We start from the raw sequence: 14,106 nt of genomic DNA on the forward strand, positions 1-14,106 counted from the left end.
TTTTCTGCACAAATGTGCTTGTGAATATTTTATCAAAGGAGGAAGTTGCATGAAACGTTTTACACTGATTATATTGTTACTTAGCGCATGCGCTTACCTTGCTGCATGTTCATCTAGCGAGGCAAAACAAACCATTCATCCGATTAAAAATAAAACGGATATTTCTATTCAAGTGGCGACAGATATTCATTATTTGGCACCAGAACTAACGGATTTTGGTCCAGCATTCAATACCTATGTGGCATCAGGAGACGGGAAAGCCCTCCAAGTAAGCGATGAAATGACAGATGCTTTCTTAGCTAATGTCAAGCAAGATAAAACGGATATTTTAATTTTAAGTGGCGATTTAACGAATAATGGTGAACGAAAAAGCCATGAAAATTTAGCTAAAAAGCTAAAAAACATTGAAAAAACGGGCACTGATGTCTATGTGATTCCAGGCAACCATGATATTAATAATCCTTGGGCGAGAAGTTTCAAAGCAGATGAGCAATATAAAACGGAAAGCATTACGGAACAAGATTTCGCCAAAATTTATGAAGATTTCGGCCTAAAAGAAGCCATTTCAAAAGATAAATTTTCACTTAGCTACCTAGCACCCGCGTCAAAGGACGTTTGGCTCCTTATGCTTGATACTAATCATTATAAGAGTAATATGCAGCTTGGTTCTCCGCAAACAGACGGCGGGCTCACAACTGGAACGCTTGAGTGGATTTCTGAGGCTGCCGCTTTAGCAAAAGAAAATGGCGTTAAAGTTATTCCCGTCATGCACCATAATTTACTCGACCATAGCGAGGTTCTAAGGCAAGGCTACACCATTAATTACGCTGAAGATGTCCAAAACACTTTTAAAAAAGCAAACTTCACTTTCGCCTTGAGTGGTCATATTCATACGCAAAACATTGCTACAAAAGGCTCTCTCACCGATATTACAACGAATGCGCTCTCTGTTTACCCTCACAAATATGGAAAAATCACTTATACGGGGGAAAACGCTCTTTTTCGTTATCAGACGGGGAAAGTAAATTTGGAGGCATACGCGAAAAAAAATGGACTTACTGACGCCAAATTCGCTTCTTTTAATAAAAAAGATTATGATCAATTTTATTTGAATGGCTACGGAAAAGCGATGGAGGACCTTACTACGAGTGATGATTTTGAAGACTATACCACTCTTGAAAAGGAAAAAATGGCTGATACGATGGCACTTAATAACTTATCTTACTTTGCCGGCGTAGCGCCGCCTAAATCAAGTGGTCTTCCATTATGGCAAAAAGCACCTGCTAGTTTTTTAAAAACCTATGTTTTAAGTACAAGTAGCAAGCCAGCGCACTCCAACGACGAATGGACTGGTAAGTAAAAAAGAGCCTCCAGGCTCTTTTTTATTGCACTATTTTCATATAAATTTCGTAACGAACGTCACTTCAATTTTTTCCATTGAATTCCCCTCTTTCACGAGGAAGTGGCATTCTTAATGAAACGATTTTATCTCAGTTCACTTACTCGATACAATAAAAGACAGCGAAAAAGTAATAGACTATCTCCTTGCTGTCTTTTATTGTCCATTCCCGTAAAAAATAAACTTTACGAACTGCTGGCTGCAGCGGCACTTGCTGCGGCTGTCGCGGCTACTGCACCCGCTTGTTCCATAGCAATAAGCACATGCACACTTACCATCAAGTTTTCCACTTGCTCTTGATTCATTTGCCCCGTAATTTCTTCTGTATATAAACTCATCGCTAAAGCTGTTGTAAAGGTCTTTCCTAAAAATTTCAAGCCTCGTAATTCACTAAGTCCTGTTACTAATTCAAAAAAACGAGAATCTAGTTTATTCCCATCTAAAACATAGGCCAAAATTCCAATTGTATTATAGTATAATTCCTTTACTTTCATGTCATTTTTATCTAGTTCGTTTAGAAGCGACCTAACACGCGCAACAAAAGTCCGGTCTTTTTTTCCATAAAGGAGTGCCGAAGTGGCTGCTAGTGCTTGTAAACCATTGTTTTTATGAAAATCAAGGTCTGCAAACTCTTGAAAATAAAATTCCACAATATCAGCAATCTCTTGAGGCGAAAGCTTAGCGTCTAGTGTAGCAAGCATAACGCTTGAGGTGGCATCTTCTGCTCCCGTTAAAAACGGATGAAATTTCTTTAAGCATTTATGAATTTCTTTTGCCCGTTTTGCTATTTCTGGCACATCTTGATTTTCTTGCTTTAAAAGTAAATATGCTGCAAAATAAGTAAACTCTGATCGACTAAATTTCACATCAACAAGTTCTCGGTAATTTCTAATTAGTTGTTTTACAACTGCGGTATCCTCTAATCCATCAGCCAGTAAAAGCCCTGAAAGTGACGCGCGAACATTCCCGTTTAAACTTGTAAAAAAACCTAGTTCACTTTTGATTAAACCATTTAACTCAAAAAAACGCTTTGGGTCAATCACTTCATTTTTCCCAGTAAATAGTCTAGCAATTAAAAAACGGATTCGCTTATCAACAAAGTTTACTTTACTTGTCCGAACAAGCTCATAATTTTCTAAAAGTAATTGTGTCAGTCCGTCTACATAGCTTTGTTCTCTTTCCAAATTGCTGCAACTCCTTTATTTTTTCTCTATTATATCAAAAAAGCAGCAAGCATTATATATGCCTGCTGCTTTTATTTTATGCACAAAAAAACCAACAGAACAAAAAGTCCTGTTGGTTTTGAAATAACGATTAATTATTTTTGGATGCTGGAAACAACGCCAGCGCCTACAGTACGTCCACCTTCACGGATAGAGAATTTAGTACCATCTTCAATCGCGATTGGCGCGATTAATTCAACAGTTAATTCTACGTTATCGCCAGGCATAACCATTTCAGTACCTTCTGGTAAAGTAACAATACCAGTTACGTCAGTTGTACGGAAATAGAATTGTGGACGGTAGTTGTTGAAGAATGGAGTATGACGTCCACCTTCTTCTTTAGATAAAACATAAGTTTCAGCTTTAAAGTTAGTGTGTGGAGTAATCGAACCTGGTTTAGCTAAAACTTGACCACGTTGAATATCTTCACGTGCAACACCACGAAGTAATGCACCAATGTTGTCGCCAGCTTCAGCATAATCAAGAAGCTTACGGAACATTTCTACACCTGTAACAGTTGTTTTGGAAGTTTCAGTTTCGATACCGATGATTTCGATTTCATCACCAACACGAACTTCACCACGCTCAACACGTCCAGTTGCAACTGTACCACGACCAGTGATAGAGAATACATCCTCAACTGGCATCATGAATGGTTTAGCTTTATCACGTTCTGGAGTTGGGATATAAGAATCTACTGCATCCATTAATTCGTAGATTTTTTCTTCCCAAGCTGCGTCACCTTCAAGAGCTTTAAGAGCAGAACCTTTAATTACAGGAATGTCATCACCAGGGAATTCGTATTCAGATAATAGATCACGAACTTCCATTTCAACTAATTCTAATAATTCTTCATCATCAACCATGTCGCATTTGTTTAAGAATACAACGATGTAAGGAACACCTACTTGACGAGAAAGTAAGATATGCTCACGAGTTTGTGGCATTGGACCATCAGCAGCAGATACTACTAAGATACCACCGTCCATTTGTGCAGCACCAGTGATCATGTTTTTAACATAGTCAGCATGTCCTGGGCAGTCAACGTGTGCATAGTGACGGTTTTCAGTTTCGTACTCTACGTGTGCTGTAGAGATTGTGATTCCACGTTCGCGTTCTTCTGGAGCACCATCAATTTGGTCATATGCAGAAGCTTGTGCAAAACCTTTTTTAGATAAAACAGTAGTGATAGCTGCTGTTAAAGTAGTTTTACCATGATCGACGTGTCCAATTGTACCAACGTTAACATGGGGTTTAGAGCGGTCAAATTTTTCTTTTGCCATTTTATAAAATCCTCCTCAATGTTTGAAAAAATGATATTTAAGTCACTAAATGAAATTCATTTAGTAGATACTTCTAACTAATGTTATACAAGAAATTGAGCAAAAATGCAATTCATTGCGTTAAATCAGAAGAGATTAATCTTCGTCTTTGTTTCCACCGTTTTTCTTGATAATGTCTTCTGCAATAGATTTAGGAACTTCTTCGTAGTGATCAAATTGCATTGTGTAAGTACCACGACCTTGAGTTGCAGAACGTAAGTCAGTTGCATAACCGAACATTTCAGCAAGTGGAACGAAAGCACGAACAACTTGAGCGTTTCCGCGAGCTTCCATACCATCTACACGTCCACGACGGCTTGTAATGTTACCCATAATATCACCAAGATATTCTTCTGGGATAACAACTTCAACAGACATGATTGGTTCTAAAATAACTGGATCACATTTTTTAGCAGCGTTACGAAGCGCCATGCTTGCAGCTACTTTAAATGCCATTTCGTTGGAGTCAACGTCATGGTAAGATCCATCATAAAGTTTTGCTTTGATATCAATTAGCGGATAGCCTGCAAGTACACCATTATCTAGTGCGCCTTCAAGACCTGCTTGAACAGCTGGAATGTATTCACGTGGAACAACCCCACCGACAATTGCATTTTCAAATTCAAAACCTTTACCTTCTTCGTTAGGAGCGAACTCGATCCAAACGTGACCATATTGACCACGACCACCAGATTGACGAACGAATTTACCTTCGACTTGTGCTGATGTGCGGAATGTTTCACGATAAGATACTTGTGGGGCACCTACGTTAGCCTCAACGCGGAATTCACGTTTCATACGGTCAACTAGGATATCCAAGTGAAGTTCACCCATACCAGAGATGATAGTTTGCCCAGTTTCCGTATTTGTTTCAGTACGGAAAGTTGGATCTTCCTCTGCTAATTTAGCAAGAGCCTGACCCATTTTATCTTGGTCAGCTTTTGATTTAGGCTCAATCGCAACCGAGATAACTGGTTCTGGGAATTCCATAGATTCTAAGATAATTTGGTTCTTTTCATCACATAGAGTGTCCCCAGTTGTAGTGTCTTTAAGACCTACAGCAGCAGCGATGTCACCAGAGTAAACGATATCGATTTCCTCACGGTGATTGGCGTGCATTTGCAAGATACGACCTACACGTTCACGTTTACCTTTTGTTGAGTTTTGTACGTAAGAACCAGAGTTCAAAGTACCAGAGTAAACGCGGAAGAAAGTTAAACGACCTACATAAGGGTCAGTCATAACTTTAAATGCTAGAGAAGAGAATGGTTCCTCGTCACTAGCATGACGTTCAGATTCTTCACCATCAGGTAAAATACCTTTGATAGAAGGAACGTCAGTTGGCGCTGGAAGGTAATCGATAACAGCATCAAGCATTGGTTGAACACCTTTGTTTTTGAACGCTGTACCACATACTACTGGATAAAACTCAACTGCAAGTGTTCCTTTACGGATTGCCGCTTTAAGCTCATCTTTCGTAATTTCTTCACCTTCAAGATATTTCATCATAAGTTCTTCATCAAGTTCAGCAACTGCCTCGATTAGTTTACCATGATATTCTTCAGCAAGATCTTTCATATCTTCAGGAATTTCTTTAATATGAGGATCGTTGCCTAAATCGTCTTCATAGTATAGTGCATTCATTTCAATTAAATCGATGATACCAGTGAAAGTATCCTCAGCACCAATTGGTAATTGAATTGGATGTGCATTTGCATCAAGACGATCATGTAAAGTGCCTACAGAATACAAGAAATCTGCACCAATTTTATCCATTTTGTTGACGAATACTACACGAGGAACCCCGTAAGTAGTAGCTTGACGCCAAACTGTTTCTGTTTGTGGTTCTACACCAGATTGTGCATCTAGAACCGCAACAGCACCATCAAGTACACGAAGCGAACGTTCAACTTCAACTGTGAAGTCTACGTGTCCAGGTGTATCAATGATATTTACGCGGTAGCCATTCCACTGAGCTGTTGTCGCAGCAGAAGTGATTGTGATACCACGTTCTTGCTCTTGCTCCATCCAGTCCATTTGGGAGGCACCTTCATGCGTTTCACCAATTTTGTGAATACGCCCTGTATAGAAAAGAATACGCTCAGTAGTAGTAGTTTTACCCGCATCGATGTGCGCCATAATACCAATATTACGAGTCTTTTCTAAGGAGAACTCTCTTGCCATGTTTTCTTTCTCCTTCCATAAAACGTTTTTAGGCGATTAGCCTTTTCGAGTTTAATTTATATTGATAAAAATGATTATTACCAACGATAGTGAGCGAATGCTCTGTTTGCATCTGCCATTTTATGAGTATCTTCACGTTTCTTAACGGAAGCACCCGTATTGTTAGCAGCATCCATAATTTCGCGCGCAAGACGAAGTTCCATCGTTCTTTCACCACGAAGACGTGCATAGTTTACTAACCAACGAAGACCAAGCGTTGTACGACGATCTGGACGTACTTCGATTGGAACCTGATAGTTTGCACCACCGACACGACGAGCTTTTACTTCAAGAACAGGCATGATATTTTTAATCGCTTGATCAAAAACTTCCATTGGATCATTACCAGTTTCTTCTTTAATAATGTCAAAAGCAGCGTATAAAATCGCTTGGGATTTTCCACGTTTACCATCAACCATCATTTTATTAATTAAGCGAGTTACCAATTTCGAATTATAAATAGGATCTGGCAACACGTCACGTTTAGCAACAGGACCTTTACGAGGCATTGGATATCCTCCTTTCATAAGGATAAAATTTTAAGAATTATTTGCTTGCTTTAGGTTTTTTCGTTCCATATTTAGAACGGCTTTGTCCTCTATTTTCAACACCAGCAGTGTCAAGAGCACCACGTACGATATGATAACGTACCCCTGGTAAATCTTTTACACGTCCACCACGAATAAGAACAACACTGTGCTCTTGTAAGTTGTGTCCGATACCTGGGATATAAGCCGTTACTTCAATACCGTTACTTAAGCGCACACGAGCATATTTACGAAGCGCGGAGTTAGGTTTCTTTGGAGTCATTGTACCAACACGAGTACAAACACCACGTTTTTGCGGCGAATTCACGTTAGTAAGTTCACGCTTGAAAGTGTTTAGCCCTTTGTTAAGTGCTGGAGAGTCAGATTTCTTAGATTTAGATTGACGCGGTTTGCGAACTAATTGGTTAATAGTAGGCATTGGATAGGTTCCTCCTTTCTCGGTTTAGTAGTTCCACACATCCAGGTGGTTCATTTTTTCGAAAAAATAAAACTGCTGTAGATGTGCACTACAACATTCATTATTTCAAGACCTCTATAGGTGAGGCACCTCGAATATAATAACACTTGCCGGGTTTTGTGTCAAGTTTTTTCTGTCTAAATTCACAATTCCCCTGCTCTCTTCAGAACAGGGGAATTAGGCTCAAAGTTGGTCTTGGAAATACGTATTTCCATTTCTTTCATCGAATTTCCGAGCTTGAGCAGCAATTTGTGCCCGCTTTTCTGCGTCATCTAGTAACGGGTAGATTGCTAGAAGCACTAGGAAATTATTTAAATTATTTTCGCGACCCCAAACGAGATGCTCATTTTCCTCAAACATGTTTAATGCTCTGTCGGTTTCGCCGAGTTTAATACTAGTTGTGATTAGACTTGCTAGCGAAAAGAGCAGACCTGGTTCACCTTTCACTAGTGGATAGCCAGCATCTATGCACTCTTTCGCTTTTTCAACCTCATTTAACTCTAAGAACGCTTTTGACATGATTCCATAAGTTAAATGTGGCACTTCCGCGCATCTCTGTCTTCCATTTAAAATTGGTTTCGCCGTTTTTATAGCCTCTGCATATTTACCCATAAAAACATAATAGTGCGCTTTTTCATGCGTTTCACACGCCGCGCAGTCACTCATATAGTCGCCTTTTGTATGTTGCCACTTCTCAAAAAATTCTTCTGCCACTTGTTTGTCGCCCATATAAATGGCAACAAGCGTCTTCACCTTGTAGTAAGGTTGTAGCGAATAATTATTTTCTTCAAACTTCGTCTTCATATCATTTAATAGTGCTTCAATTTGCTGTTTTGAAATCGCGTCAAAGTAGGGAATCTCTTCGCCAACCCATTTATACTTCCAAAGCAAGTCAAACGTGTTCACCTCTTGATTTCCATCCTCGTATTGTTTCACAAGCCAGCTAAACGCCTGCAAGAGTTTCACCGACTCACCGTTAAAAACGGCCGCTTCAACAAATAAATCGCGCGCTTCAATGCCGATTGACACATCATGATTAGCATCAGCCGTCATAATGACTCGTTCTAAAATGGGGAGTGCCTCTTTACTTTCAACCCCTACTTCATATGCTTTTTCAAGCTCATCATAATAATCCATTTTTCCCCTCCTATAACATATCTAGAATTTCTAAGTAGTTCGTGTTCATTAGTTCCATTTCCTTCCGTTTTAGCGGATAGTGCCCTAAAAGCAAGGACTGGATATACAACATTTTAAAAATAGCGGTTAGTGATGCTAGCGATTTTTCCTCGTTAAAAAGCTTTTGAATTAGCGGATTCGCATAGTTTAAAAACAGTTTCGTAAATGGCACTTCCTCATCACTTTTAATATTATTTAAAAGTTCACTAAAAAGTGGATTGCTTTCTTCCGCTGCACGCTCAAGCTCTTTATGCGTCTGTGTGACGACCGGATTAATAAAAACCATCGGCAGATTGCTAGGCATGAACTCCCGTATTTCTATTTCTACCTCGTATTCCTGCATTATCCCATTTATTTTATCCAAAAGCCCCTGAGATTTTTGAATAAAGTGAGCGGGCGGCATGAGCAAATTTTCCGTTAGCTGTTCGGGTTCGATCGCCTCTAATTGAATCCCGCTTGGCAAAAAGTGCCTTAAATGTGAAAGCAGTGCGGCGTCATACGTATAGCCTCCGTTGATTAATGTCAGCCCGTGGCTTCTGGCTAAATCACGAATTTGACGGAAATCATCGACAGAATGTGTATAGTAAATGGTTTCTGATTGCTTCATCAAGTCTCCGAAAGTCTCTTCCCCGTCAAGCGTCCGAAACGGCAAATACGGATAAATAAAAGTCAAAAGGTCAGAATCTTCCGTTGAAACGGCTTTAAATGCGAGGTAATGCGTAGCGATAACACGTTCTAACGTATGCGCTGGCAATTGCTTCAAGCCATTTTTGAGTGCCTCACCAAGTGCATTTGCAGTTTGACTTAGATGGGTATTTTTATAGAAATTTTCACGTGAAGCAACCGGTTGTAGTTCAGTAGTGAACAAAATGGCTTTGGTGAAGAAGGCCCATTTAGGTAGAATATCAGCCATTTGACTCGTCACAAACATGCGATTTAAAAAGACCGTATGCGCATTTTGCGCCGACATTTGAACCGCATAGGGGATAATATAGGCGATGCCAAATGTATTCCCCGTCTCGTTTTCCAAAAAGAAATAATCATGAAAATCTTGTTTTAAAATTTTCTGCCCGAAAGCTAAAATTTCCTCGTCTGATTTCGCAAACAAAGTTTTCTTTTCCGCAAAGTCTTTCGTCCAACCATTTAGCGCCGTATCAGCTCCTGCAAAAATCGGAATTTCAATAGCAGCTCCGTATTTTTCAAGTGTTTCTTGTAGCGTTATTTGTTCAAAACAACTTTCTTCTAAAAGAATTTCGGCTGCTTTTCGTAAATACACAATGGTGCCGGGCTCACGCTCATCAGCTTCTAACCGTTTTACCTTATAAGTTCCATCTGCATTACCACGCCACTCTGTTGTTTCACCATTTTTAGCAGAAGTTGTAATCATCACGATTTCCGTGCTAACAATAAAGCAAGATAACAAGCCAATGCCAAATCGGCCAATATAATCGTTCTCACCTGGCTGAAATGTCTTCAAACCTTTGGAAGAATTAGCGATTGTCGCAAGAAAAGTGTGTACTTCGTCTTCTGTCAAACCAATCCCATTATCGGAAAATACGATGGTTTCACCTGCCAGTTCAACATGAATTTCCCCTGCAAAATCAGGCGTAATTTTTTTTCGTGCGCGGATTGCATCTGTTGCATTTTGTAATAACTCGCGAATATAAACATCTTTTGAATCGTATAAATGGTTGGAAAGAATATCAATCATTCCACCTAAATTCACTTGAAATTTGTGTGCGTTTTCCATAGTCATCCCCTTCCGCTACAATCTCTTTCATTTTTTCATATCTCGCTTGAAATTACAATATCATCTTTTATTTTTTAAAATTAATATAGAAAAATATTCACAGAAATGACAAAAACACGCGCACTACAAGGAAAACCTTCATGCGCGCGCTCCTATTTAAATTTGAATAGCTTTTAAAGCCTTCATGCTAGTTGCTAAACTGTCAAACATATCCATTTTACTGCGATCTTGTTCGATGCAATAAAATTCAACGCCGTTTTGTTCGCCCCATTCGATGATGCTTTTAAAATCGACGGAGCCAAAACCGATTTCTGTTAAATTATTATCCATATCTGTCATCTCAAAGCCAGGGATATAATCTTTCATGTGAACAATTGGGGCTCGCCCGGAATAGCGCTTAATATATTCGACCGGATCCACATTGGACGCAGAAATCCAGTATGTGTCTGGTTCCGCATAAATTGAAACGCCCGCTTCAGGATCGGTAATGAAATCCATCATCATTCGCCCAGCAATTTTCGTTTTAAAATCGTATTCGGGATTGTGAAGGCCTACTCGAAATCCTAACGGCGCCAGTTTATACGCTACGTCTAGTAGAGCACGTTTTGTTTTCCGGTATCCCGCTTCATTTTGGTCTTCTTCTTCGATGTATTTATCATAAATTGTTTTACAATCAAATAGGCAGGCTTCGTAAATAATGCCGTCTAAATCGCTAAAGAAGCGATCATGTTTAATATGCATGCCAACAACGTTTAGGTTGTACTTTTTAAGCAGTCTAGCCACTTCAAGCGGCGGGTTTCCACGCATGCCGTCAAGCTGAACGTTTTTTACGCCTAGTTCGCTCACGCGGCGAAGTGTTCCTTCCAAATCTGCTTCCATTTCTTTTCGAACAGAATATAGCTGAATTGCGATTTTATCGTGAAAGCTCATCGGTTACTCCTCCTTAAATCGAGCCAGTCAACTTCTGTTTGAGTTAAGTGAATGCTTGCTGCTTCGATGGAAGAATTCAGTTCGTTCGCTGTTTCTGGACCGATGACCGCTGCTGTCGGGAATGATTGATGTAAGACGTAGGCGAGTGAAATTTGAATCGGTGTCACACCTTTTTCCCGCGCGAGTTCTTTCGCTCGTGCAAAGCGTTCCCAGTTCTTTTCGCTGTAGTAAACTTCGACCATTTCACTGTCTTCCAAATTGTCTCTCGTGAATCTACCTGAGAAGAATCCTCCCGCCTGACTCGACCAAGAAAAGAGCGGCAAATCCGTCTGCTCATGCCATTTTATCATCGCATCATCTGCCGAGACGCAGTCCTCCCAGCGCGGACGATTAACTTTTGGCAAGCTTAAATTTGGGCTATTAAAGCTAAGCGGCGTCAAACCGTGTGTTTTCGCATATTCATTCGCCTGAATGATTCGTGCTAGCTCCCAATTGGAAACACCTATTGCATAGACACGGCCATCTTCAACTTCTTTATGCAAAGCTTCCATTAATGGGCCGACTGGGACAGATTCATCATCGCGATGAAGCGCAAAAAGTTCTACATGATCTGTTCGAAGCATTTCTAAACTTGTCGAAATATCTTCATGGATTGCTTCTGGTGTCACACGTGGTACATCTAGTGCGCCGCGCACTGGGTGGCAGCCTTTCGTTTGAATAATGACTTGGTCCCGATTTTGTCGCAATTCCATCCATTTGCCAATTGCATTTTCACTATGGCGGTAATGTCTTGCGGTATCAAAAATGTTGCCACCGCATTCAAAATAGCGATCCAAAATCTCCCCCGCCACATCCATGTTGTCTGCTCGTAAAAAGTCTCCAGCGCCCATGACAAGGTTTGAGCATGGGATTAAAATATCTTTTCCATCTTTTTTTCCGTTTACTTGAATTTGTTTCAATGTTATCGCCACCTGTTTCTTTTAGTTCAAACTAGTTTTTAATATTAAACGCGTGCGCCCGCTTCCTGATCTACGAAAAATTGAGTACTTGCTGCGTTTTTAAGCAAAGTAGCTGGAATTTCAGCGGTCGGCTCGGTGTTCATCGTTCGTTCAACAATTTCTGCCTTTTTGCTACCTGTTGCAGCTACAATGATTTCTTTTGCCTGTTCAATTTGTTGCATACCAAGCGAAATTCCCATTGTAAGCGGCAGTTCTTGTTCGAAATATTTACTCATCACTTTTTTAGTAACATCATCAAGTTCAACCACATGCGCATTTACGTCAACTGGTACCCCGGGTTCATTAAATCCAATATGACCATTCATGCCAATTCCAAGCAAAATAAAATCAATTCCGTCTCTTTCGTCAATAAAATCATCAATTCGCTTGCATTCCGCAGCTAAATCCTTCGCTTTACCATCGAAAAAGCAAATATTATCTGGACTTACGTTTTCCAATTGGTCATAGAAATAATCATAGAGCGTTTGGCGACAACTTCCTTTTGTTTCACGTCCGAGTCCAACCCACTCGTCTAAGCCAACAAAATACGCTTTGCTGAAATCAATTTGGCCTTTTTTATTCCGACGAACAAGTTCCGCCATAGTTTTAAGCGGCGTGTCGCCTCCCGCGATACAAATAAGCGCATCTGGCTTTTCATGTAAGAGGGCTTCAATTTGGTTGCTGATAGCGATTGCTACTGCCTTGTCGTCATAAAATTTCTTTAACATCTTTTTTCCTCCTAAAAATCAAGCTCTAACGCATCGTGTGCAGCTTGCCGTTCTGAAATGACGGACTCCTGCTTCACGAGGCTTCTTTCGTACATTTTGAAGAATGGATAGTACATTAAGGTAGCCGCTGCTAGTACGAAAATGATTAAAATGATGGCGCGCCAGTCCATTGTCGCTAAGTACTGCGCAAGTGGAATCGGCGTTCCGCCTACGTTTGCGATTGGCGGGCGAACCCAACCTAGATGGAAGACAAACCACTGCCCCACCGCAATAATTGGCGTTCCAAGAACAAATGGAATGAATAAATATGGGTTGTAACAAATGGGCAGGCCGAACACTACAGGTTCAGAAATCGTAAAGACTGCTGGCACGACAGATGCTTTTCCGACCGCTTTTAATTCTTTAGAGCGGCTAAATAAAGCGAGTAACACGAGTGCACCCGTAATCCCAGAGCCCGAAAAGCCCATAAAATAGTCCCAGAAATTTGGAGCAAAAACATGTGGAATTGATTCGCCTGCAGCATACGCCGCCGCATTTGCGCCCAAGTATTGTGTCATAAACGGCATAACAAAGCCTACTAAAATGGCATATCCATTTAGTCCAATGAACCAAAATAGCATTTCGAAGAAGCAAATTAAAAATACTGCATAAGGCGTATCAATACTGTTAATGGCTGGTGCAAGCATCGTTGTAAATGCTTCTGGAATGATTTGCCCTTTTGTAATCGTTTGCATTAAAATGCTTATGATGACAGATAAAAAGAGGATGACAACAAGTGGTACGATAGCTTCAAATGTTTGAGCTATTCCGTCTGGTAAGCCTTTAATTCGAATCGTAACTTTCTTTTTAATAAAGAAGTGAATGGTTTCAACCGCAAGAAGTGAACCGAAAATCGCGATAAATAAGCCGCGTGAATCTAAATATTCCGTACTGAGCTTCCCATCAATAAATTTTGTGTTTAAAACAATAGTTGTCATTACAGCACCTAAAATGCTGTGTAAAATAGGTACTTTAAGTTGTTTAGCGTGATTATATGAAATTGTGACCGCCGCATAAAGCGACAATAGTCCGAAAGTAAATTGGAAAGGCAAATTCAACATTTCAGCATTATCAACAAAAAATGTTTTGATTGCGGTTCCTTCTGGAAACATGTTTCCAATGGCAGAGATAATCAGTGAAAACGAGCCAATGATAAGGACCGAAATAAGGGCTATCATCCCATTTTTAATGGATTGAATATGTCGTTGTTTCTCAATTTTAGCAGCAATTGGTTCAAAATACTTTTCCATGAAGGCAATAAAGCGTTCCATGACTGATGTCTTATTCTTACTCATGACTTTTCCTCCTAAATT

The 14,106-nt window shown here is 40.1% G+C and carries 12 protein-coding genes; 1 reads left to right on the top strand and 11 read right to left on the bottom strand.

Going from position 1 to position 14,106, the window contains the following annotated elements; all coding sequences use genetic code 11:
• Positions 1–49 precede the first annotated feature (49 nt).
• The gene (locus tag R8923_RS10880; RefSeq protein ID WP_485872785.1) at positions 50–1,360 is read left to right on the top strand and encodes a metallophosphoesterase; all 1,311 of its coding nucleotides are present in this window, start codon (positions 50–52) and stop codon (positions 1,358–1,360) included.
• A gap of 224 nt (positions 1,361–1,584) precedes the next feature.
• Here the strand turns inward: R8923_RS10880 and R8923_RS10885 are convergent, their stop codons facing one another.
• The 11 genes from R8923_RS10885 to R8923_RS10935 form a co-directional block, all read right to left on the bottom strand.
• A complete protein-coding gene (locus R8923_RS10885; protein WP_485872786.1) occupies positions 1,585–2,583 on the bottom strand; it encodes a DUF4003 family protein in 999 nt (332 codons plus the stop codon).
• Positions 2,584–2,717: 134 nt separating this feature from the next.
• Positions 2,718–3,905, bottom strand: coding sequence for an elongation factor Tu (tuf, locus tag R8923_RS10890; RefSeq protein WP_088810694.1), 1,188 nt, complete (start codon positions 3,903–3,905; stop codon positions 2,718–2,720).
• A 135-nt stretch (positions 3,906–4,040) separates the two neighbouring features.
• Positions 4,041–6,128: an elongation factor G gene (gene fusA, locus R8923_RS10895; RefSeq protein WP_485872787.1), complete on the bottom strand. Its 2,088-nt coding sequence runs from the start codon at positions 6,126–6,128 to the stop codon at positions 4,041–4,043.
• Between the two features lie 77 nt (positions 6,129–6,205).
• A complete protein-coding gene (rpsG, locus tag R8923_RS10900) occupies positions 6,206–6,676 on the bottom strand; it encodes a 30S ribosomal protein S7 (RefSeq protein WP_007474868.1) in 471 nt (156 codons plus the stop codon).
• A 37-nt stretch (positions 6,677–6,713) separates the two neighbouring features.
• On the bottom strand, positions 6,714–7,133 hold the full coding sequence (gene rpsL / locus R8923_RS10905) for a 30S ribosomal protein S12 (RefSeq protein ID WP_007474870.1): 420 nt from the start codon (positions 7,131–7,133) through the stop codon (positions 6,714–6,716).
• A 222-nt stretch (positions 7,134–7,355) separates the two neighbouring features.
• On the bottom strand, positions 7,356–8,309 hold the full coding sequence (locus R8923_RS10910) for a hypothetical protein (RefSeq protein WP_485872788.1): 954 nt from the start codon (positions 8,307–8,309) through the stop codon (positions 7,356–7,358).
• 10 nt (positions 8,310–8,319) lie between these two features.
• Positions 8,320–10,098 (bottom strand): HSP90 family protein, encoded by a 1,779-nt coding sequence (locus R8923_RS10915; RefSeq protein ID WP_485872789.1) that lies wholly within the window; start codon positions 10,096–10,098, stop codon positions 8,320–8,322.
• 156 nt (positions 10,099–10,254) lie between these two features.
• Complete coding sequence (locus tag R8923_RS10920) at positions 10,255–11,028, bottom strand: sugar phosphate isomerase/epimerase family protein (protein WP_485872790.1); 774 nt, start codon at positions 11,026–11,028, stop codon at positions 10,255–10,257.
• Positions 11,025–11,987 carry an aldo/keto reductase gene (locus R8923_RS10925; protein WP_485872791.1) on the bottom strand — a complete coding sequence of 321 codons (963 nt, stop codon included), beginning with the start codon at positions 11,985–11,987 and terminating at the stop codon, positions 11,025–11,027. The genes R8923_RS10920 and R8923_RS10925 overlap by 4 nt, the downstream gene beginning before the upstream one ends.
• Before the next feature lie 44 nt (positions 11,988–12,031).
• On the bottom strand, positions 12,032–12,754 hold the full coding sequence (locus tag R8923_RS10930) for a glucosamine-6-phosphate deaminase (protein WP_485872792.1): 723 nt from the start codon (positions 12,752–12,754) through the stop codon (positions 12,032–12,034).
• Between the two features lie 11 nt (positions 12,755–12,765).
• The gene (locus tag R8923_RS10935; RefSeq protein ID WP_485872793.1) at positions 12,766–14,088 is read right to left on the bottom strand and encodes a PTS sugar transporter subunit IIC; all 1,323 of its coding nucleotides are present in this window, start codon (positions 14,086–14,088) and stop codon (positions 12,766–12,768) included.
• Positions 14,089–14,106 lie beyond the last annotated feature (18 nt).

Origin of the sequence: Listeria tempestatis (assembly GCF_963575625.1) — a bacterium.
In the GTDB taxonomy this organism is placed as follows: Bacteria; Bacillota; Bacilli; order Lactobacillales; family Listeriaceae; genus Listeria; species Listeria tempestatis.

Excerpts from the sequence above, each read along its gene's own strand:
- R8923_RS10880 (WP_485872785.1), top strand. The coding sequence starts at position 50 with ATGAAACGTTTTACACTGATTATATTGTTACTTAGCGCATGCGCTTAC.
- tuf (WP_088810694.1), bottom strand. The coding sequence starts at position 3,905 with ATGGCAAAAGAAAAATTTGACCGCTCTAAACCCCATGTTAACGTTGGT.
- fusA (WP_485872787.1), bottom strand. The coding sequence starts at position 6,128 with ATGGCAAGAGAGTTCTCCTTAGAAAAGACTCGTAATATTGGTATTATG.
- rpsG (WP_007474868.1), bottom strand. The coding sequence starts at position 6,676 with ATGCCTCGTAAAGGTCCTGTTGCTAAACGTGACGTGTTGCCAGATCCT.
- rpsL (WP_007474870.1), bottom strand. The coding sequence starts at position 7,133 with ATGCCTACTATTAACCAATTAGTTCGCAAACCGCGTCAATCTAAATCT.
- R8923_RS10910 (WP_485872788.1), bottom strand. The coding sequence starts at position 8,309 with ATGGATTATTATGATGAGCTTGAAAAAGCATATGAAGTAGGGGTTGAA.
- R8923_RS10915 (WP_485872789.1), bottom strand. The coding sequence starts at position 10,098 with ATGGAAAACGCACACAAATTTCAAGTGAATTTAGGTGGAATGATTGAT.
- R8923_RS10920 (WP_485872790.1), bottom strand. The coding sequence starts at position 11,028 with ATGAGCTTTCACGATAAAATCGCAATTCAGCTATATTCTGTTCGAAAA.
- R8923_RS10930 (WP_485872792.1), bottom strand. The coding sequence starts at position 12,754 with ATGTTAAAGAAATTTTATGACGACAAGGCAGTAGCAATCGCTATCAGC.
- R8923_RS10935 (WP_485872793.1), bottom strand. The coding sequence starts at position 14,088 with ATGAGTAAGAATAAGACATCAGTCATGGAACGCTTTATTGCCTTCATG.